This is a genomic window from Actinoplanes oblitus (genome assembly GCF_030252345.1).
GTDB classification, from domain to species: domain Bacteria; phylum Actinomycetota; class Actinomycetes; order Mycobacteriales; family Micromonosporaceae; genus Actinoplanes; species Actinoplanes oblitus.
The window spans coordinates 821,460-841,630 of the sequence record NZ_CP126980.1 but is presented as its reverse complement, the minus strand read 5'-3'; the positions used below and the strand labels follow the sequence as shown (position 1 = coordinate 841,630).

The 20,171-nt window shown below is 72.4% G+C and carries 13 protein-coding genes; 3 read left to right on the top strand and 10 right to left on the bottom strand.

Annotated features, from left to right (window positions below; translation table 11 throughout):
- Positions 1 to 91 precede the first annotated feature (91 nt).
- From Actob_RS03825 to mfd, 4 genes are read right to left on the bottom strand one after another with little or no spacing between them, the layout of a single operon-like run.
- On the bottom strand, positions 92 to 1,708 hold the full coding sequence (locus Actob_RS03825; protein WP_284918638.1) for a DUF885 domain-containing protein: 1,617 nt from the start codon (positions 1,706 to 1,708) through the stop codon (positions 92 to 94).
- Between the two features lie 10 nt (positions 1,709 to 1,718).
- Positions 1,719 to 2,678: a nucleoside triphosphate pyrophosphohydrolase gene (locus Actob_RS03820; protein WP_284918637.1), complete on the bottom strand. Its 960-nt coding sequence runs from the start codon at positions 2,676 to 2,678 to the stop codon at positions 1,719 to 1,721.
- Entirely contained in the window at positions 2,675 to 3,502 is an 828-nt protein-coding gene (locus Actob_RS03815) for a hypothetical protein (RefSeq protein ID WP_284918636.1), read from the bottom strand. The genes Actob_RS03820 and Actob_RS03815 overlap by 4 nt, the downstream gene beginning before the upstream one ends.
- A gap of 32 nt (positions 3,503 to 3,534) precedes the next feature.
- Entirely contained in the window at positions 3,535 to 7,143 is a 3,609-nt protein-coding gene (gene mfd / locus Actob_RS03810) for a transcription-repair coupling factor (RefSeq protein WP_284918635.1), read from the bottom strand.
- Between the two features lie 180 nt (positions 7,144 to 7,323).
- On the opposite strand from mfd, the gene Actob_RS03805 reads away from it, so the two are divergent.
- Together Actob_RS03805 and ppc are read left to right on the top strand one after the other, a co-directional pair.
- Entirely contained in the window at positions 7,324 to 9,105 is a 1,782-nt protein-coding gene (locus Actob_RS03805; protein ID WP_284918633.1) for a hydrogenase maturation protein, read from the top strand.
- 173 nt (positions 9,106 to 9,278) lie between these two features.
- Positions 9,279 to 12,077: a phosphoenolpyruvate carboxylase gene (gene ppc / locus Actob_RS03800; protein WP_284918632.1), complete on the top strand. Its 2,799-nt coding sequence runs from the start codon at positions 9,279 to 9,281 to the stop codon at positions 12,075 to 12,077.
- A gap of 562 nt (positions 12,078 to 12,639) precedes the next feature.
- Here the strand turns inward: ppc and Actob_RS03795 are convergent.
- From Actob_RS03795 to Actob_RS03770, 6 genes are all read right to left on the bottom strand, one after another.
- On the bottom strand, positions 12,640 to 13,290 hold the full coding sequence (locus tag Actob_RS03795) for an SMI1/KNR4 family protein (RefSeq protein WP_284918631.1): 651 nt from the start codon (positions 13,288 to 13,290) through the stop codon (positions 12,640 to 12,642).
- A gap of 336 nt (positions 13,291 to 13,626) precedes the next feature.
- Positions 13,627 to 14,337, bottom strand: a complete 711-nt coding sequence (locus Actob_RS03790; RefSeq protein WP_284918630.1) for an ABC transporter permease — start codon at positions 14,335 to 14,337, stop codon at positions 13,627 to 13,629.
- The gene (locus Actob_RS03785) at positions 14,337 to 15,299 is read right to left on the bottom strand and encodes an ABC transporter ATP-binding protein (RefSeq protein ID WP_407653556.1); all 963 of its coding nucleotides are present in this window, start codon (positions 15,297 to 15,299) and stop codon (positions 14,337 to 14,339) included. The genes Actob_RS03790 and Actob_RS03785 overlap by 1 nt, the downstream gene beginning before the upstream one ends.
- Entirely contained in the window at positions 15,296 to 16,156 is an 861-nt protein-coding gene (locus Actob_RS03780) for an ABC transporter permease (RefSeq protein WP_284918629.1), read from the bottom strand. The genes Actob_RS03785 and Actob_RS03780 overlap by 4 nt, the downstream gene beginning before the upstream one ends.
- Complete coding sequence (locus Actob_RS03775; RefSeq protein WP_284918628.1) at positions 16,149 to 17,063, bottom strand: ABC transporter ATP-binding protein; 915 nt, start codon at positions 17,061 to 17,063, stop codon at positions 16,149 to 16,151. Before Actob_RS03775 ends, Actob_RS03780 begins: the two co-directional genes overlap by 8 nt.
- 110 nt (positions 17,064 to 17,173) lie before the next feature.
- Positions 17,174 to 18,427, bottom strand: a complete 1,254-nt coding sequence (locus tag Actob_RS03770; RefSeq protein WP_284918627.1) for a glycosyl hydrolase — start codon at positions 18,425 to 18,427, stop codon at positions 17,174 to 17,176.
- A 176-nt stretch (positions 18,428 to 18,603) separates the two neighbouring features.
- On the opposite strand from Actob_RS03770, the gene cysC reads away from it, so the two are divergent.
- Positions 18,604 to 20,124, top strand: a complete 1,521-nt coding sequence (gene cysC / locus Actob_RS03765) for an adenylyl-sulfate kinase (RefSeq protein ID WP_284918626.1) — start codon at positions 18,604 to 18,606, stop codon at positions 20,122 to 20,124.
- Positions 20,125 to 20,171 lie beyond the last annotated feature (47 nt).

Genomic DNA, 20,171 nt, shown 5'->3' with positions numbered 1-20,171 from the left:
GCGCTCCGGCTCCGCCGCGGGCGTCTCCGGCTCCGCCGCGGGCGTCTCCGGCTCCGCCGCGGGCGTCTGCGCCTGCGCCCGGACGTGCCGGTCAGACCCCCAGGAGAGCCCGCAGGTGGCGTGGCGGCGGCGAGCCGTGCGCCAGCATCGCGTCGTGCCACGCTTTCGGCGTCGCGCCGAACGGGCGCGCGGCGGCGATGGCGGACACCTCGGTGTACCCCACGAAGTAGGTGGAGAGCTGGGTCGAGGTGAGCAGGGCCCGCCGCCACTTGCCGGCCGCCTCGCCCTCCTCCTGGAAGCCGCGCCCGGTCATCAGCGCCATCGCCTCCTCCTCGGGCAGTTCCTCGCAGTGCACCAGCTGGTCGATGATCGCGTTCAGGCTCATCCGGAGCTGCATCTTGAGCTGCTGCAACCGCACCGCCGTGCCGCCGAAGCCGAGACCGGCCATCAGCTCCTCGGCATAGACCGCCCACCCCTCGACGAACGGGCCGGACCAGCCGAGCGCCCGCACCTTGCTGCTGCCCCGGAACCGCCGGGCGTGCGCCAGCTGCAGGAAGTGGCCGGGCATCGCCTCGTGCACGGTGAGGTTCCGGATCATCTCGTGGTTGTACTCCCGGTAGAAGCTGCGGACCCGCTCGGCGGACCAGCTCGACGGCGCCGGGGCGATGCAGTAGAACGTCGGCACGTCGGCCGTCTCCAGCGGGCCGGGCGGATCGCAATAGGCCACCGCCACGCCGCGGGCGAACTCCGGCATCTCCTCGATCACGCACGGGTCGTCCACCAGCGACACCACGTCGTGCTCCCGGACGAACGCGGTCGCCTCGTCCATCGTCAGCCGGGCCAGGCCGACGATCGTCGCGTTGTCCGGATGTTTCTCGGCGATGGTGTCCAGCGCCCGGCGCACCGTCTCGTCGGCGGCCGGCCCACCCACCAGCTCGGCGGCGAGGACGCGCAGCTCGGCGCCGACCCGGTCGAGATTCGCCCGGGCCCGGGCGAGCACCTCGGCCGCGGAGAGCTCGGTGTCCAGCGTGTGCCACAGCCGCGCCTCCCACAGCCGGCGGCCGAGCCGGGGGTCGCGGCCGGGCTCCCCGCCCTCCAGCAGGCCGCGCAGCCAGCCGTCGAACTCGCCGAGCGCCCGGAGCGCGGCCTCGGCGACCGGCTCGACGGTGCCGCGCAGCCCGGGCTCCTGGTCGAGCAGCACGGGCAGCTCGTCGCGGATCAGCCCGGCGGTGCCGGCGAACTGGCCGGCCGCGGTCTCGGCGTGCACGCGCGGCACGTCGCGCAGCCCCGACCGGGCGGTGACCAGCGCGTCGGGCAGCGCCGCGAGCCGGCCGCGCAGGCTCTCCAGCCGCTCGGCGGGCGGCGCGAACGGCCGGGACAGCAGGCCGTGCAGCAGCGGGCCGGGGTTGTGCTCCAACGGGTTCCACTCGTGCTCACGGACGTCGGTGAGCTCGAACAGCCCGCGCTCCACCTGGGCGGTGAGGATGGCGTGGTCGGCCTGCTCCTCGGCGTCGAGCGCGTCGGCGTCGATCCCGCTGAGCGCGTCGGCCGCGTCGCGCAGCATGGCGACCCGGGCCTGGACCCCGCCGGTGGAGAGGTCGGGCAGGCGATCGTCGAAGCGATGGTCCCCCGCGTAGAGGGCCGTCACGGGGTCGCTCTCCAGCAGAGCGTCGGCGATGCGGTCGGCGAGCGGCACAAACTCCGGCATGCCGAGAAAACTACTCGGCGGGTCCGACAATTTCCGCCGCACGCACGGCTTCGGCGTACGCCAAAGTGGCCCGCCGCAGCTCCGCCTCCGGATCGCGGGCGGCCGCCCGGGCGTCGGCGACCAGGCGCAACAGCGCCGGGCCGAGGTCGTCGCCGACCGGCAACGGCACGTCGACAGCCCCGCGCTCGGCCCGCTGCAGGATCTTGGCGGCCAGCGCCAGCGCGGGCTGGCTCAGCGCCACCCCGTCCAGGACGGACTCCCGCGCCTTCTCCTCGCGCTTGATCCGCTCCCAGTTGGCGGTGATCTCCTCGATGTCCTCGACCCGCTCGCCGGCGAAGACGTGCGGGTTGCGCCGCACCATCTTCTCCACCAGGGTCCCGGCCACGTCGTCGACGTTCCACGCCCGGCCGTCCGGCAGCTCCTCGGCGAGCCGGGCGTGCAGCACGATCTGCAGCAGCACGTCACCCAGCTCCTCGCGGAGCTCGTCGAGGTCGTCGCGCTCGATCGCGTCGTACGCCTCGTAGCTCTCCTCCAGCAGGTACGGCGCGAGCGTCCGGTGGCTCTGCGCCCGCTTCCACGGGTCGCCGCCGGGCGAGAGCAGCCGGTCCATCACCGCCACCGCGTCCAGCAGCCGGGCGCCGGGCGGGTCCCAGGAGCCGTACATCAGCTCCAGCTCGGCGAGGCCGGGCTCCCGGGCCAGCCGCAGGCCGAGCTGCCTGGCGAACGGCTGGTCGCCGTGCGGGCCGGCCAGCCAGACCGCGAGCGGCGCCGGGCCGATCGCGTCGAGCAGCCCCTGCGCGTCGGTGTCCAGCACGGTGACCGGCACCCCGGCCGCCCGCAGCGCCATCGCCTGCTCGGAGTCGGCGGCGGCGAAGACCGGACCGGACCGCACGGTGTCCCACGCCTCGGCGGTGAGCAGCCCCGCCGGCAGCCGCGGCGAGGTGACCAGCAGGACGATCCGGGCGCTCAAGAGACGTCGAGGACCGGCAGCGTGGCCTGGTCGTCCAGGGCAGCGCCGACCAGGTCCAGGGCCGGCGCGTTCTGCCGCGGGTAGGCGTACGTGACGATCTCCATCGGCCGGTACCGCGGGTTGATCGTGATGTGCAGCGGCTCGGCCGCCGAGGTGAGCTCGTCGCGCAGCGCGACCCCGGTCTTCAGCTCCTCGGCGAGCTGGGGGTTGAGCCCGTCGCGGAAGGACTCGAAGGTGGTGCCGGGCTGGATCGCCTGCTTCTCGCCGGCCCGCCGGAAGACGTCCTTCAGATCCTTGTCGCTGAGCGTGGCGGCACCGGTGATCGACTGCGACACGAGGTACTGCAGGACCGCGTTCTGGGTGTAGAGCCGCACGTACTCGGTGGAGGCCGGCAGGCCGACCGCGGCGCCGGCCCGGTCGTAGGCCAGCTCGGCCGGCAGCGTGACGCTGTGCCGCTGCGCGACCTGGTCGAACAGTTTCCGGCTGAGCAGGGCGCTGACCACGTCGGTCCGGGTGATCGGCAGCGTCCTGGGGATCTGCGCGAGCGCCTCGTCGGCGGCCTGGACGTCCGCCTCGGTGCCCTGGCCGGCGGCCACTTTCCGCTTCGCGTCGTCGACCGCGGCCTGGGCCGCGGCGACCTGCTTGCCGGTCTCCGCGTCGAACGCTTTCCGGGCCTCGTCCCAGACCCTCTCCACCTGGCGCTCGGAGATCGTGCTGTCGCCGATGTAGGCGGCGACGGCGGGGTCGGAGCGGCAGGCGGAGAGGCCGGCGATCGCCAGTGACGCGACGACGGCCATGGATGCGAGTCGGCGGGTACGCTGCATGGTCAACACTGTCTCACGCGGAATGTGATCCGTCACACGCGGGCCGGGACGGGCGCGTCGCCGAGCACGTCCTTGAGCAGCTGGGCGCACCACTGCAACAGCTCCTGGTCGCGCAGCGGCTCGCCGCCGACCCGCCGGGTGCTCGGCCGCGGGACACTGACCTGATCGTTCGCCGCCTTGTAGACCGAGTCCGGGTGGTAGCGCTTGAGCCGCAGCTGCTTGGAGTCGGGCAGGTCGAGCGGGGCGAAGCGGAGATGCTTGCCCTGCATCGAGACGTCGGTCAGGCCGTACGCCCGGGCCAGCTGGCGGAACCGGGCGACAGCGATCAGGTTGACCACCGGGGCGGGCGGTTCGCCGTACCGGTCGGTCATCTCGGCGATGACCTCCTCCAGCCGGGCGTCGTCGCGGGCCTCGGCGAGCTTGCGGTACATCTCCAGGCGCAGCCGCTCGACGGCGATGTAGTCGGTGGGCAGGTGCGCGTCGACCGGCAGGTCGATCTTGACCTCGGGCTCCTCCTCGGGCCGCTCGCCCTTGAAGGCGCTGACCGCCTCGCCGACCATCCGGACGTACAGGTCGAAGCCGACGCCCTCGATGTGGCCGGACTGCTCGCCGCCGAGCAGGTTGCCGGCGCCGCGGATCTCCAGGTCCTTCATCGCCACGTACATGCCGGCGCCCAGCTCGGTGTGCTGGGCGATGGTGGCCAGCCGCTCGTGGGCGTGCTCGGTGAGCGGTTTCTCCCGGGGGTAGAGGAAGTACGCGTACGCCCGCTCCCGCCCCCGGCCGACCCGGCCGCGGATCTGGTGCAGCTGGGCCAGGCCGAGCAGGTCGGCGCGCTCCAGGATCAGGGTGTTGGCGTTCGGGATGTCGATGCCGGACTCGACGATCGTGGTGCAGACCAGGACGTCGAACTCCTTCTCCCAGAAGCCGACCATCACCTTCTCCAGCTGCTCCTCGCTCATCTGGCCGTGCGCCACCGCGACCCGGGCCTCGGGCACCAGCTCGCGCAGCTTGCGCGCCGCCCGGTCGATCGACTCGACCCGGTTGTGCAGGTAGAACACCTGGCCGTCGCGGAGCAGCTCCCGGTGGATGGCGGCGGCGACCTGCTTGTCGTCGTACGCCCCCACGTAGGTCAGCACCGGGTGCCGCTCCTCCGGCGGGGTGGCGATGGTGGACATCTCCCGGATGCCGGTGATCGCCATCTCCAGCGTCCGCGGGATCGGGGTGGCCGACATGGTCAGCACGTCCACCGACGCGCGCAGCGCCTTGAGCTGCTCCTTGTGCTCGACGCCGAAGCGCTGCTCCTCGTCCACGATGATCAGGCCGAGATTTTTGAACCGGGTCGACTTGGAGAGCAGCCGGTGCGTGCCGATCACGATGTCGGCGGTGCCGTCGGCGGCCTGCTCCAGGGTGAGCGCGGCCTCTTTCGGCGTCTGGAACCGGGACAGCTGCTTGATCTGCACCGGGAACTGGCTCATCCGCTCGGTGAACGTGTTGTAGTGCTGCTGGGCCAGCAGCGTGGTGGGCACCAGAACGGCCACCTGTTTGCCGTCCTGCACCGCCTTGAACGCCGCGCGCACCGCGATCTCGGTCTTGCCGTAACCGACGTCGCCGCAGATCAGCCGGTCCATCGGGGTCTGCAGTTCCATGTCGTGCTTGACCTCGTGGATGGCGGCCAGCTGGTCGGGCGTCTCGGTGTACGGGAAGGCGTCCTCCAGCTCCCGCTGCCACGGCGTGTCCGGCCCGAACGAGTGGCCCTTGGAGGCCTGCCGGGCGGCGTACAGCTGGATCAGCTGGGCGGCGATCTCCTTGACCGCCTTCTTCGCCCGGGCCTTGCTCTTCTGCCAGTCGGCGCCGCCCATCTTGTGCAGCGTGGGCTGCTCGCCGCCGACGTAGCGGGAGAGCTGGTCGAGCTGGTCGGTGGGCACGTAGAGCCGGTCGCCGGGCTGGCCGCGCTTGGACGCGGCGTACTCGATCACCAGGTATTCCCGGTCGGCGCCGTTGACGGTGCGCTGCACCAGCTCGATGTAGCGGCCGATGCCGTGCTGCTCGTGCACCACGAAGTCGCCCATCTTCAGCTCGAGCGGGTCGATCGTGTTGCGCCGGCGGGCCGGCATCTTGCGCATGTCCTTGGTGGACGCGCCGCGGCCACCGGAGATGTCGTTACCGGTGATCACCGCGAGCCGGGAGGCCTCGTCGACGAAGCCGTGGTTCAGCCCGCCGCAGGTGACCAGCAGCTGACCGTCGGCGATCGGGGTGCTGATCGAGTCGACCGGGGTGATCCCGAGACCCGCGTCGCGCAGCAGCTCGGTGGCCCGCTGCGCGGTCCCCTTGCCCTCGAAGACCAGCGCGATCGCCCAGCCGGCGGCGGCCCACCCGGACAGGTCGCCGGCCAGCCGCGCGGTGTCGCCGTGATAGAGCGGCACCGGCTGGGCGGCCAGCGCGACGGCGTCGCCGGTGTCCGGGCTGACCTCGACGGCCAAGGAGTCCTCCCAGGGCAGCGCCTCGTCGGCCGACGGCGCGGCGAGGCCGAACGGCGAGACCGTCCACCACGGCTGCTTCAGCACCGCGGCGTGCGCGCGGACATCGGCCAGGCTGCGGAACGCGACGGCGCCGACGTCGATCGGCGCCTCACCACCGACCGCCGCCGCGGCCCAGGAGGCCTCCAGGAACTCGTCCGACGTCCGGGTGAGATCGTGCGCCCGGGTCCGGATCCGCTCCGGGTCGCAGAGCAGCACGTGGGTGCCCGCCGGCATGCAGTCGATCAGCAGCTCCATGCTGTCGGTGCCGTCCAGCAGGGCGGGGGCCAGCGACTCCATCCCCTCGACCGGGATGCCGGCGGAGAGTTTGTCCAGGATCTCGGCCAGCTCCGGGTGCCGGGCGGCCAGCGCCGCGGCCCGCTCCCGCACCGCCGGGGTGAGCAGCAGCTCCCGGCACGGCGGCGCCCACAGCCGCTCGACCTGCTCGATCGTCCGCTGGTCGGCGACCGCGAAGGTGCGGATCTCCTCCACCTCGTCGCCCCAGAACTCCACCCGGGACGGGTGCTCGTCGGTGGGCGGGAAGACGTCCAGGATGCCGCCGCGGACGGCGAACTCGCCCCGCTTGGTGACCAGGTCGACCCGCGCGTACGCCATGTCGGACAGCCGCCGGGCGACCTCCTCCAGCTCGGCCGCACGACCGCTGACCAGCTCCACCGGCTCCAGGTCGCCGAGGCCCTTGAGCTGCGGCTGCAGCAGCGACCGGACCGGCGCCACGACCACCCGCAGGGGCTGCTCACCGGGGTGGGCCAGGCGGCGCAGCACGGCCAGCCGCTTGCCGACCGTGTCCGAGCGCGGGGACAGCCGCTCGTGCGGCAGCGTCTCCCAGGACGGGTAGACCGCGACCTGGTCCGGATCGAGCAGGCAGCCGAGCGCGTCGGCCAGGTCGTCCGCCTCGCGCGAGGTCGCGGTGACCGCGAGCACCGGGCGCTGCGCGCCACCGACGTCGGCCGGACCGGCCACCGTGGCCACCACGAACGGGCGCAGCGAGACCGGCGCGGTGAGGTCCAGCGCGTCGGCGTCGACGAAGCTCTTGCGAGCCAGGTCACGGGCCCGGGCGAGGCCGCGGTCGCGCAGGGCGGCCGGGATGAGACCGGCGAGTTGCATGACGAGGACCCCCCGAGGGCACGACGAACAACCCCGGTCGCCCAGTGGGGCGGGGGTCTGTGCCACACAGCTTAGTCCGACCCACCGACACTTCCCGCCGCGTGCGCCTCATCGCACCGCATGTCCGACATCAGGGCGGTGGCCCCGCCAAGACTTCGTGGCGGACCTAGGGGAGGCAACGTGCGGATCCTGCTGCTCGTCAGCGCGTTCAACGGCTTGAGTCAGCGGGTCTGGTGCGCGCTGCGCGACGCCGGGCACCAGGTCGGCCTGCTCATCGCCGAGAGCGAGGAGCAGATCGCCGACGGGGTGCACGCCGCCGACCCGGAGCTGATCCTCTGCCCGTTCCTCAAGCACCGGGTGCCGGCCTCGGTGTGGCAGCGCCGGCGCACGGTGATCCTGCATCCCGGCCCGGTCGGCGACCGCGGGCCGTCCGCCCTGGACTGGGCGATCAGCGAGGGTGCCCGGACCTGGGGCGTCACCGCGCTGCAGGCGGTCGAGGAGTTCGACGCCGGGCCGATCTGGGCCACCCGGACCTTCCCGCTGCCGGCCGCCCCGCCGCGCAAGTCGGCGCTCTACGCCGGCCCGGTCTCGGACGCCGCGCTGGAGTGCGCCCTCGAGGTGGTGGCCAAGGCCGCCGACCCGGCGTTCCGCCCGGTACCGGCGGAGAACACGCCGACCGAGACGCCCGGCGCCCGGCCCCGGCCGCTGATGCGGCAGTCCGACCGGGCCTTCGACTGGGGCGAGCCGGGCGACACCATCCTGCGGCGGATCCGGGCCGCGGACGGGTCGCCGGGAGTGCTCTCCGAGGTGGGCGGGCTGCCCGCGTACGTCTACGACGCGCACCCCGGGCCGGCCCACGGCGCCCGGCCCGGCACGCTGCTGAGCCGCCGCCAGGGCGCGGTGCTGGTGGCGACCGGCGACGGCAGCCTGTGGATCGGGCACCTCAGGGTGCCGGAGGGGATCAAGGTGCCGGCCACCACGGCACTCGGCGCGCGGCTGCGCGGGGTGCCGCACGCGCCGCTCGGCGCCGACCAGGAGCCGGAGGCGCCGCAGACGTACCGGCAGATCCGCTACCGCCGCACCGGAGCGATCGGCTGGCTGTTCTTCGACTTCTACAACGGCGCGATGGCGCCCGGGCACTGCCGGCGCCTGCTGGCCGCGCTGCGGCACGCGGCCGGGCAGGACACCCGGGTGCTGGTGCTGCGCGGCGGGACCGAGGCGTTCAGCAACGGCATCCACCTCAACGTGATCGACGCGGCACCGGACCCGGCCGGTACCGCGTGGGCGAACATCCGGGCGATCAACGAGGTGTGCCGGGAGATCATCACCTGCACCCGGCAGGTGGTGGTGGCCGCCTACGCGGGCAGCGCCGGTGCCGGCGGGGTGATGCTCGGGCTGGGCGCGGACGTGGTCGCGGCCCGGGACGGCATCGTGCTCAACCCGTACTACGACATCGGCCTGTACGGCTCCGAGCTGCACACCTTCAGCCTGCCGCGGCGAGTCGGCGCGGATCGGGCGCAGCGGCTGATCGACGACAAACTGCCGGTGAGCACCGCGCAAGCGGTCCGGATCGGGCTGGTCGACGAGGTCGGGCCGCGGCACCCGGAGGCGTACGCGCAGTGGCTCGCCCTGCTGGCCGAGCGGCACGCGGACCCCCGGACGGTGCGCAAGCGGCGCGCCGCGAAGGCACGACGGCTCGCCGCCGAGCGGGTTCCGCTGGACGTCTACGAGACCCGGGAGCTCGCCGAGATGAGCCGGGACATCTACACCGACCGGTCCGGTTTCGCGGCGGCCCGGCGTGCGTTCGTCACCAAGGCGGGTACCGGTGGCACGCCGCGGCGGCTGCTGCTGGCCGGGAACGCGGGACCGGCGATCGCCGGCCGGCTCCGTACCGGCAACGCCGGGCCGGGCGACCGGCGGCCGCCCGTGACGGTGCGTCCGGCCGTGCCGGTGACCGCCTGACCGGGCGTACCGAAAACCGGTCTTGATCTTGGTGGTGGCCGGGCCAGCACGCGGACCGCCTGAACGACCGTGAGACTCTTGACTCAATTCACCCCCGCGACGGGGGACGCCGATACGATCGGCGAAGTCGGGACAGCGCCGTCCTGGAGCCATCCGAAAGAAGGAGCGCCCCGATGACAGAGCTGCCTGCCCACCTCGACGAGCCGGAGGGGTCGGACGCCGCGCTACGCGCCGACATCCGCCGGATCGGCACGCTGCTCGGGCAGACCCTGGCCAGGCAGGAAGGCCGGCCGCTGCTCGACCTGGTCGAGGAGATCCGGGCCCTGGTCCGGCAGGACGCGCCGGCGGCCGCCGAGCGGCTCGCCGCGATGGACATCACCACCGGCACCAAACTGGCCCGGGCCTTCTCCACCTACTTCCACCTGGCCAACATCACCGAGCAGGTGCACCGCGCCCGGGACCTGCGGCGCCGCCGCGCCAAGGAGGGCGGCTGGCTGGACCAGGCCGCCAAGCGGATCGCCGAGCAGGGCGTCCCGGCCGACGAGATCGCCGCGGCCGCCCGCCGGCTCGCGGTCCGCCCGGTCTTCACCGCGCACCCGACCGAGGCCGCCCGCCGCTCGATCCTGAGCAAGCTGCGCCAGGTCGCGGACTCGCTGGACGCCGAGTCGGCGGCCGCCGCGCTCTACGGCGACACCGACACCACCGTCTCCACCAAGCGGTTCGCCGAGCTGATCGACCTGCTCTGGCAGACCGACGAGCTGCGACTGGACCGGCCGGACCCGCTGGACGAGGCCCGCAACGCCGTCTACTACCTCAAGGACCTGTACGCCGAGGCCGCCCCGCAGGTGCTCGACGACCTGGCCGAGACGCTGCGCCGGCTGGGCGTGGAGACCGCGCCGACGTCCCGCCCGCTCACCTTCGGCTCGTGGATCGGCGGCGACCGGGACGGCAACCCGTTCGTCACCCCGGCCGTCACCCGCGACGTGCTGCTCATCCAGCACGAGCACGGCATCCAGGCCGCCGAGAAGGTGATGGACAAGCTGATCGAGGAGCTGTCCGTCTCCCGCCGGCTGCGCGGGGTCTCCCTCGACCTCTCCGCCAGCCTGGCCCAGGACCTGGACAACCTGCCCGAGGTGGCGCCCCGGTTCCGCCGGGTGAACGCCGAGGAGCCGTACCGGTTGAAGGTACGGGCGATCAAGGCGAAGCTGGCCAACACCCGGGCCCGGCTGCAGAGCGGCACCCCGCACGTGGCCGGCCGCGACTACCTGGGCAGCGACGAGCTGATCGCCGACCTGGAGCTGATGCGCGCGTCGCTGGCCCGCAACTCCGGCCAGCTGTCCGCTGTCGGCCTGGTGTCCACCGCGATCCGCCAGGTGTCGGCGTTCGGCCTGCAACTGGCCACGCTCGACGTGCGCGAGCACGCGGAGAAGCACCACGAGGTGCTCCAGCAGATGTACACCCAGGTCGGCGAGGTGGAGGACTACGCCACCCTGGACCGCACCGAGCGCACCAAGCTGCTCGCCGCCGAGCTGACCGGGCGGCGGCCGCTGTCCAGCGCGGACACCCCGCTGACCGACTCGGCGCGCAAGACCTTCGACGTGTTCCACACGATCCGGGACGCGCAGGACCGGTTCGGCATGGACGTCATCGAGACCTACATCATCTCGATGACCCTCGGCGTCGACGACGTGCTCGCCGCGGCGGTGCTGGCCCGCGAGGCCGGCCTGATCGACATCCAGACCGGGCGGGCCCGGGTCAACATCGTGCCGCTGCTGGAGACCCCGGCCGAGCTGGACGCCGGCGGCGACCTGCTGGACGAGATGCTGTCGATGCCGGCGTACCGGGAGATCGTCCGGGCGCGCGGTGACGTGCAGGAGGTCATGCTCGGCTACTCGGACTCCAACAAGGAGGCCGGGATCACCACCAGCCAGTGGCGCATCCACAAGGCACAGCGCTCGCTGCGCGACGTGGCCGCCCGGCACGGGGTGCGGCTGCGGCTCTTCCACGGCCGGGGCGGCACCGTCGGGCGCGGCGGCGGCCCGACCCACGAGGCGATCCTGGCGCAGCCGTACGGCACGCTGGACGGCGCGATCAAGGTGACCGAGCAGGGCGAGGTCATCTCCGACAAGTACACGGTGCCGGCCCTGGCCCGGGAGAACCTGGAGCTGACCACGGCGGCGGTGCTGCAGGCCACGCTGCTGCACACCACCCTCTCGGTCGACCCGTCCCGGCTCGAGGTGTGGGACGCCACCATGGACACCGCGTCGGACGCGGCGTTCCGGGCGTACCGCGCACTGGTCGAGAACCCGGACCTGGCCGCGTACTTCTGGGCGGCCACCCCGACCGAGCTGCTCGGCGCGCTGAACATCGGCTCCCGCCCGGCCAAGCGGCCGAACGCGGACGCCGGCCTGGGCGGCCTGCGGGCCATCCCGTGGGTGTTCGGCTGGACCCAGACCCGGCAGATCGTTCCCGGCTGGTTCGGCGTCGGCACCGGCCTCGCCGCGGCCCGCGCCGCCGGTCTCGGCGACGTGCTCGACGAGATGCACGAGAACTGGCAGTTCTTCCGCACGTTCCTGTCGAACGTGGCGATGATGCTGGCCAAGACCGACCTCTCGATCGCCCGCCGATACGTCGAGACGCTGGTCCCGGCGGAACTCCACCCGATCTTCGCCACCATCGAGGCGGAATACGACCGGACCGTCCAGGAGGTCCTGGCCATCACCGGCGAGCCGCAGATCCTGGCGGCGCAGCCGGAGCTGTCCCGCACCCTCGGCGTCCGCGACACGTACCTGGAGCCGCTGCACCACCTCCAGGTGGCCCTGCTGCGCCAGTACCGCGACCTGGGCGAGACCGGCCGCCAGCTGCCTACCGCTCCGGGCGTCCGCCGCGGGCCGTCGGACTCGACGGCCCTGGAGCGGGCCCTGCTCACCACTGTCAACGGCATCGCCGCCGGCATGCGCAACACCGGCTGATCGTCTGACCGAGCGGCCCGGCGTCATTCAGCGCCGGGCCGCTTTCGGTTTGGCTTCTCGGCTGCTTACCTCTCGGGCCGCTTTCTCGGCAGGCCGCTTGCGAGCGGGTCGCTTTCCTGCGGGCCATTTCCCTGCGGACCGATTTCCCTGCGGGCGAATCTTCCTGCGGGCGACTCTTCCTGCGGACCGCTTTCCTGCGGACCGCTTTCCTGCGGGCCGCATCCAAGATCAAGTTCTTCATATACGCAGGTCCGCTCGGGTGCGGATCGCATGCTCCCGCGCGGGCCGAGGGCGGCGATCTGGCCGCTGCGCGTCCAAAACAATCGCCCCCCTCTTCACTGTCCGTGGGTGGTTCAGGAGATCAAAAACACGGCCCCCGCTTGTCTTTCCCGGCGGCAGCTCACCCTTCTTGCCCCTCCCGCCCGGCAGCCCATTCGGCGTAGCCGCATTCGGCGCGGCCCGCTGCGGAAGCCGGTTCGGCGTGGGCCGCTGCGGAAGCCGGTTCGGCGTGGGCCGCTGCGGAAGCCGGTTCGGCGTGGGCCGGGGCGGCGGTAGGTGTCGGCTAGGTCTTTGCGGCGACGACGTGCTCGGAGTTGTCGAGCCAGCGGCGGAACCAGCGGGCGAAGCCCAGCGGCGACCCGTCGTCGTCCCGCATCGGGGTGAATCCATCGCCGTCCGCGGTCTGGTCGGCCCACATCACCCCGCGCCGCGGCCCGCTGACCACCAGCGCCTCACGGTAGGCACAACCGAGATGACACAGGTAGAGCAGGCCGCCGAAGTCGGTCGCCTCCTCCATCAGCCGATCGTGCTCCGCCCAGTAGTCGTCCTCCGCCTCCTCGTCGTCGGGTGGCTCCGGCATGCCCTCGACCGGGTTGAACGCCTCGCTGTGCGGAAACGCCTCCCCCAGCCGGGCCCAGTCCGTCAGGTCGGCCCCGTCGCCCTCCCACCGCCACCTGCCGCCCACCCGGCGCAGCGGAAACAGCCCATAGGCCGGCCCCGCGCCGCCCCTGCTCACCTGGAGCAGGAACGACCGGTACTCCCCCGGCAACTCGGCGCCGATCTGCGCCTCCACCTCGGCCAGCTCGGCGGTGGACAGCGGCGGCTCCAGCACCCAGCCATGTCCCCACCGGGCACCGAACACCTCGCCGCGATCCGGATGCGCGCCGAGAGCCGCCACTCGCGCCCGAACATCGCTCCAATCGATTCCTGTCACGGCCCGCAACCTACAAGCCCCCACCGACAAAAACGCTCGGGCGAGGCCGGCCTTCGGAATCCACGCCGGAGGTGGAAGGCGGCGCACTGCTGGGCGCGGAGCGGCAATGAGGGTAGGCGGCCGAACCGGCCGGGCGCCCGAAAACCGAGAGCCCGAGAACCGGACGGCCAGGCGAACCGGCTGGGCGGGCGGACGAACCGGGCGGGCGGGCGGGCGAACCGGGCGGGCGGCGAACGACGTACCGAAAAATGGTCTGACCTGTAGGGACGGACTGCCCGGAGCGGAATGGAAAATGCCCCGCGCGGAAGTCCGCGCGGGGCACCGGATCCGGCCGGGTCAGCTGGTTTCGCCGGCCAGGCTGAAGGAGCCCAGGCGGTTGATGGCGATGACCGTGCACAGCACCACGAAGACCGCGCTCATCACCGCGGCCGTCATCAGGCCGACCTTGGCGTCGAGCAGGGCGGTGGGCTGCAGCTTGTCGGCGATGGTGATCACGTACTGCTCGATGGAGAGCACGCGGGTGCCGCTCACCCAGCGGCCCAGCAGGCCCTCCCAGATCAGGATGTAGACCAGGCCGAGCAGCACCGGGCGTTTGGTGAGCAGGCTGAGCAGCAGGAACAGCGCGGTGTACGCGAACGACCCGACCAGTGCGGCGACGGCCAGGGCGACACCGAGCTGGACGGAGCCGGCCAGCGCGCCGGCCACGAAGAGCGGGAGCATGGTGGTGATCGCGGTGGCCAGTACGGCGACAGCGAACTTCGCCAGGATGATGTCCCGGCGGGGCAACGGCTTGGTCAGGATGTGCACCAGCGTGCCGTCGTCGACCTCGGAGCCGAGCACCCCGGTGCCGACGATCAGGGCCACCACCGGCAGCACCACGGCGAAGCCGAGCCCGACGATGACGGCGGTGCCCCACTGGGTGGGCTCCAGGCCGTACGCCTTGCAGATGGCCGCCAGGCCGATGAGCAGCAGGGGCAGCGGCAGGAGCAGGAGTGCCCGGCGCCGGCCGAAGAGGCCGCGTGCCGTGATCATGGCGACGGTCGACATCAGGCCTCCAGCAGGTAGGAGAAGACGCTCTCCAGGGACTCGTCCGACGGCACCAGCTGGTGCAGGCGGATCCCCTGGTCGAGGGCGATACGGGGCAGGGCGCGGGTGAAGTCGCCGTAGTCGGCGGCACGGACGGTCATGCCGCCGTTCTCGATCTCGATGCCGGCCACCGATTTCTCGCCGATCAGCGCCACCGCCAGCCGGCGGTCGTCGGAGCTGCGGACGGCGAACACGTGCGGCCGGTTGGTCATCAGCCGGCGGATCTTGCGGTAGTCGCCGGAGGCGGCGAGCCGGCCCGCCACGATCACCTGGACCAGCCCGGCGACCTGCTCGACCTCCTCCAGGATGTGCGAGCTGAACAGGATGGTGTGCCCGTTGTCGCCGAGCCGGTGCAGCAGCTCCATCATGTGCATCCGCTGCCGCGGGTCCATGCCGTTGAACGGCTCGTCGAGCAGCAGCACCCGCGGCTCGTGGACCAGCGCGGCGGCCACCCGGGTGCGCTGGCGCATGCCCTTGGAGAAGGTGCCGATCCGGCGGTTCGCGGCGTCGGTCATCTCGACCAGCTCCAGGGCCCGGCGGGTGGCCCCGGCCGGGTCGCGCAGTTTCTGCATCCGGGCGCAGGCCAGCACGAACTGCTCGGCGGTGAGGAAGGCGTGCACCGCCTCGCGCTCGGTGACCAGGCCGAGGTCGCGGTAGACGGCCGGGTTGCGCCAGGTGGGCTTGCCGTCGATGGTGACAGCGCCCCGGGACGGCGCCAGGAAGCCGGCCATCATGTGCAGGATCGTGGTCTTGCCGGCGCCGTTCGGGCCGAGCAGGCCGGTCACCCCGGTGCCGAGGGCCATGGTGATGTCGTTGACGGCGACCACGTTGCCGTACCAGCGGGACACGTTCCGCAGGTCGACCACGCCGGGCGTGACGTCGTCAGGCACGGCGAGGGCCGAGGATTCCACAGAGGTCGTCACAGCGCGGCCACCTTCCGGTACCGGGCGAGCAGGAGCAGGAGGCAGGCGGCGATCAGGCAGAACGCCTCGATGCCGTAGATCGGGCCGTACCGGCCGAGGTCGATGCCGATCTCGGTGCCGAACGCCCAGGAGCCGAACCCGCTGATCAGGGTCATCGGGCTGACCAGGCCGGCCAGGTGGTTGGCGGTGGTGGACGGCAGCACGCTCATCACCCCGACCACCGGGGTGGTCATCAGGAACACCGCGACGATGCCGCCGGCGGCGAACGCCTGCTTGCCAGTCAGCGACGCGATCAGCAGGCCGATGCTGGTGAACAGCAGTGCCCACACCAGGCTGTACCCCAGGCCGGGCACCAGGTCCTTGACCTCCGCCCAGACCCCGGAGAAGCCCTTGTCGGTGGTGAACGCCGCACCCAGGAACATGATCAGCTGGGGCACGCCGAGCAGCAGGAAGATGGCGGTGGTCATCGCCAGGAACTTGGCGATCACGTAGTCCGCGGCGCGCAGTGGCCGGCTGAAGTACAGCGGCAGCGTGCCGGAGCGGATGTCCCGGGAGACCAGCGTCGGCGCCAGGATCGCGGCGAAGAAGATGATCAGCCAGCTCAGCGAGTCGTCGAACTCGGCGTAGCCGAACTCGAAGTCCGGGATCTGCGACCGCACCGCCGCGATGATCACCGCGACCAGCACGGTGATGCCGGCGACCAGCCACGGGAAGATCTTGGCCTTGGCGGAACGGCCCAGTCCGAACGCGGCGCGCAGGCCGTGCACGTAGAGCGCGTTGATCCCGGCGGCGCGGCCCAGCCGGGGGCCGGTGTACCGCTGATAGCCGATGTCATGGATGACGCCGGTCTCAGACATCGGCGGTCTCCTTCGCGGTGAAGAGCTCGGCGACGCGGTGCCGGCGCTGGTCCAGACGGTGCAGGTTGAGATCGAGGTCGGTGACCGCGCGCAGGATCCGGTCGTACGCCGTGTCCGAGTCCAGCGGCACGAGCAGCATCCGCCCGTCCCGGGACACCGGCAGGCCCATCTGCGCGAGGTGCGCGGCCAGTTGGTCGGTGCCCTCGCTGACCTCGACCGCGAGCACGTCGGAGGCGGCGGTCATCGAGGAGATCCGGTCGGCGCGCAGCAGGCGGCCGCCCTGGATGGCGATCAGCGAGTCGCAGATCCGCTCCACCTCGCCGAGCAGGTGCGAGCAGACCACCACCGAGATGCCGAACTCGGTGCCGATCCGGTGGATCAGGGCGAGCATGGCGTCCCGGCCGGCCGGGTCCAGGCCGTTTGTCGGCTCGTCGAGCAGCAGCAGGTCGGGGTCGTGCACCAGCGCCTGAGCGAGCTTGACCCGCTGCTTCATGCCGGTGGAGTAGCCGCCGATCTGCCGGTACCGCTCCTCGTAGAGGCCGACGTGCCGAAGCGCCTCGGAGGCGCGTTCCCGGGCGGTGGTGCGCGGCAGGCCGCTCATCCGGGCCAGGTGGGTGACGAACTCGGCGGCCGACACGTCGGGCGGCAGGCAGTCGTTCTCCGGCATGTATCCGACCCGCGCCCGCACCTTGTCGGTCTCGGTGACCGGGTCGAGGTCGAAGACCCGGACCGAGCCGCCGCTGGGCGCGATCAGGCCGAGCATGATTTTGATGAACGTGCTCTTGCCGGCGCCGTTGGCGCCGACAAGGCCGATGACGCCGGCCTCGACCTCGACGGTGAGGTCGGCCAGGGCGGTCACCCCGCCCCCGTACGTCTTGGTGAGCGCTTGAGTAGCGATGATGTTCACGGCCTCAGCCTAGGAACCCACCGCACCCCGCCGAATCCGGAAGGACCCTGAGGCGTCCTCAGGGTCCCTCAGCGTTCTCACAGGTTCGATACGCCCGAAGCGGGACGTTCTCAGCCCAGCGACACCTGGAAGACCGGGAGTTTGCCCAGCCGCCGGTACTCGCGCAGCGCCGCCGGCGTGCAGTCCACCGACGAGTCCTGGCCCTTCTGGTTGGCCGGCGTCTCGAAGTGCACCATCGCCTTGATCGCCGGGAACCGCCCGATCTGCTGCCCCACTTCGCGGTAGAACTCCGCCATGTGTCCGGGGTTGCGCTTGCTGAACCACACCCCCCACTCGGCCACCATCAGCGGTTTCCCGGGGTGCCGGGCCCGCACCCAGTTGTAGAAGCCGGGCCAGCGCGGCTTGAGCGCCGACCGCCGGTTGAGCAGCTCCTCGAAGTCGCCGTGGCCGTACCCGGGATCGCTGTACGAATACGTGTCGAACCCGATCCAGTCGACCACGCCGTCACCCGGATACATGTCGCTGAACCAGCTCTTCGTGGTGTGCGGGACGTACGCCATGTGCACCAGAACGGTCACCATGTTCGTCGCCCCGTGCGCCCGCAGCCGCCGCACCACGTGCCGGAACATCGCCGCGTAGTCCCGCGCGGTGTACCCCGAGCCGGGCCGCTCGCGTACCTGGTCCTCGGCCTCGTGGTGGATGGCGAAGAAGAACGGCTCATGGAAGTCGCGGTGCAGGTGCTCGGCCATCCGGTCGAGGAACTCGTCGGTGCGCCGGTCGCCGCGGGCGATCCCGGCCCAGGTGGTGCTCTCCGGCTTCCAGTTGAGCAGCAGGATCCGCTTGCGGCCCGGCTGCCGGGCGATCGCGATCTCCTGCTCGGTCGGGAAGACCTGCCGGATCCCGTGGTGGTAGGCGTGGTAGATCGCCTGGTGCCGGCCGGTCTTGCGCTCGAAGTCGGCGAGCGCGCTGGGACCGCGTTCCTCGGTCCGCGCGCCGGGCGCCACGCCCCACAGCACGCCGCAGGTGGGCACCAGCTTGGGCCCGGTGTGGCAGGGCTTGCGGGCCGAGGCCGCGCCCGCCGGCAGGCCGGCCCGCAGCGGTCGCTCGGCGCCGCTGAGCACGGTCGGCCGGATCCGGACCGGCCGCTCCCGGATCGCCGCGAAGCTCGCGGTGGGCGAGGTGGTCCCGGTGGGCTCGACTTCCCGGTACGACGTGCTGGCGCCGGGCGCCGCGGTGACCGTCGGGTCCCCGTACGGCGTCAGCCCGAGCTGTTCCACACCTCCGGTCCAGGCCCAGGCCAGGGTGGCCGCCACGGACATCGCGAAGGCGGTGCCCAGAGCGGTGACGTGCAGGATCTGTCTCACAATCGCCCAGTATTAGAGGATCATGCCGAATTGTCCAGGAAGAACGGCCCGCAAACCGGTATCGGGTAAACGGACGATTTTGTCGGCGCGAACGCGAGATCGTGATCCCGCCTCGACCGGATCGAACGGGGCTGCGAAACTGTCACCCAAGTCAGCCGCGGCAAGGGGATCGCAAGGTGAGTGGCTCGGTACTGCCCGAAGACGTCCTGCGGGACGCACCGTCGTTCGCCCCGCGCCCTTTTGAGCTGGCAGATCTCGAACTGCTGCTCTCCGGGGCGTACGCGCCGCTGACCGGTTTCCTGGTCCGCGCCGACCTGGCCGCGCTGGCCCGCACCGGCCGGCTGGCCGACGGCACGCCGTGGCCGGTTCCGGTCACCTGCGAGATCCCGGCCGAGCTGGCCGAGCGCCTCGACCCGGCCGACCCGGCGCGGCGCACCGTGGTGCTGACCGACCTGGAGGGCGCGCCGATCGCCGCGATCGAGGCGGCGGACGTCTGGCGGATCGCCGACAACCGGTACGGGCTGGGCGGCCCGGTGCGCAAGATGGGCGACGGCGGGCACGGCCCGTTCCAGCGCCTGCGCCGCTCGCCGGAGGAGGTCAAGGCGCTGCTCCCGCCCGGCCGGGTGCTCGGCGTGATCGCCGACCGCCCGCTGCACCGGCCGCAGCTCGCGCAGATCGCGCACGCCGCCCGGACGCTCGCCGCGCACCTGCTCATCCTGATCCCGATCAGCGGGCACGGGCCGGACGGCCTGCCGCCCGAGGCGCTGGTCCGGGCGATCTTCGCGGCCCGGGACCGGATGCCCCCGGCCACCGTCGTCGCGGTGCCGCTGATGCCGCACGGCGACGAGATGCGCGACGCGCTGCTGCGGTCCCGGGTGGCCGCCGCCTACGGGGTGACCCACGTGCTCTCCACCGTCGAGGCACTGCCCGGCGCCGGCCTGCGCGTGCTGGTCCCGCGCGAGCTGGCGTACGACAACCGGGACGGGCAGTGGCGCTGGCGGGACGATATCCCGCCACGCAACCGCCGGCTGGCGATGACCCCGGCGGAGATCGACGACCTGCTGGACCGGGGCTTCCCGCTGCCCGAGTGGCACACCCCGCCGGCGGTGGCCAAGGAGCTGTCCCGGGTCCGGCCGCCGCGCCGGCACCGCGGGCTGGTGGTCTTCTTCACCGGCCTGTCCGGCTCCGGCAAGTCGACGGTCGCGCGCAACCTGGCGGACGCGCTGCGGGAGACCGGCGACCGCACCGTCACCCTGCTCGACGGCGACGTGGTGCGCCGCGAGCTGACCGCCGGGCTGGGCTTCAGCAAGGCCGACCGGGACCGCAACGTGCGCCGGATCGGCTGGGTGGCGGCCGAGGTCGGCCGGCACCGCGGGATGGCGGTGGCCTGCCCGATCGCGCCGTACGAAGCGGCTCGCGCGGCGGTGCGCCGGATGGCCGTGGAGGCCGGCGCCGGCTTCATCCTGGTGCACGTGGCCACCCCGCTGGAGGTCTGCGAGCGCCGCGACCGCAAGGGCCTGTACGCCCGCGCCCGGGCCGGCCAGCTGCGCGGCATGACCGGCATCGACGACCCGTACGAGGAGCCGGCCGACGCCGAGCTGACCCTCGACACCACCACCATGTCGGTCCCCGAGGCCGTCGAGCAGGTCCTCGGCTACCTGGTCGAGAACGGCTGGGTCGAGCCGAAGCTCAGTTAGCCCATCACTCGCGGCTGGAGTGGGACGTTAGCCCCTTAGGGCGAAAC

Excerpts from the sequence above, each read along its gene's own strand:
- Actob_RS03825 (WP_284918638.1), bottom strand. The coding sequence starts at position 1,708 with ATGCCGGAGTTTGTGCCGCTCGCCGACCGCATCGCCGACGCTCTGCTG.
- Actob_RS03815 (WP_284918636.1), bottom strand. The coding sequence starts at position 3,502 with ATGCAGCGTACCCGCCGACTCGCATCCATGGCCGTCGTCGCGTCACTG.
- mfd (WP_284918635.1), bottom strand. The coding sequence starts at position 7,143 with ATGCAACTCGCCGGTCTCATCCCGGCCGCCCTGCGCGACCGCGGCCTC.
- ppc (WP_284918632.1), top strand. The coding sequence starts at position 9,279 with ATGACAGAGCTGCCTGCCCACCTCGACGAGCCGGAGGGGTCGGACGCC.
- Actob_RS03790 (WP_284918630.1), bottom strand. The coding sequence starts at position 14,337 with ATGTCGACCGTCGCCATGATCACGGCACGCGGCCTCTTCGGCCGGCGC.
- Actob_RS03780 (WP_284918629.1), bottom strand. The coding sequence starts at position 16,156 with ATGTCTGAGACCGGCGTCATCCATGACATCGGCTATCAGCGGTACACC.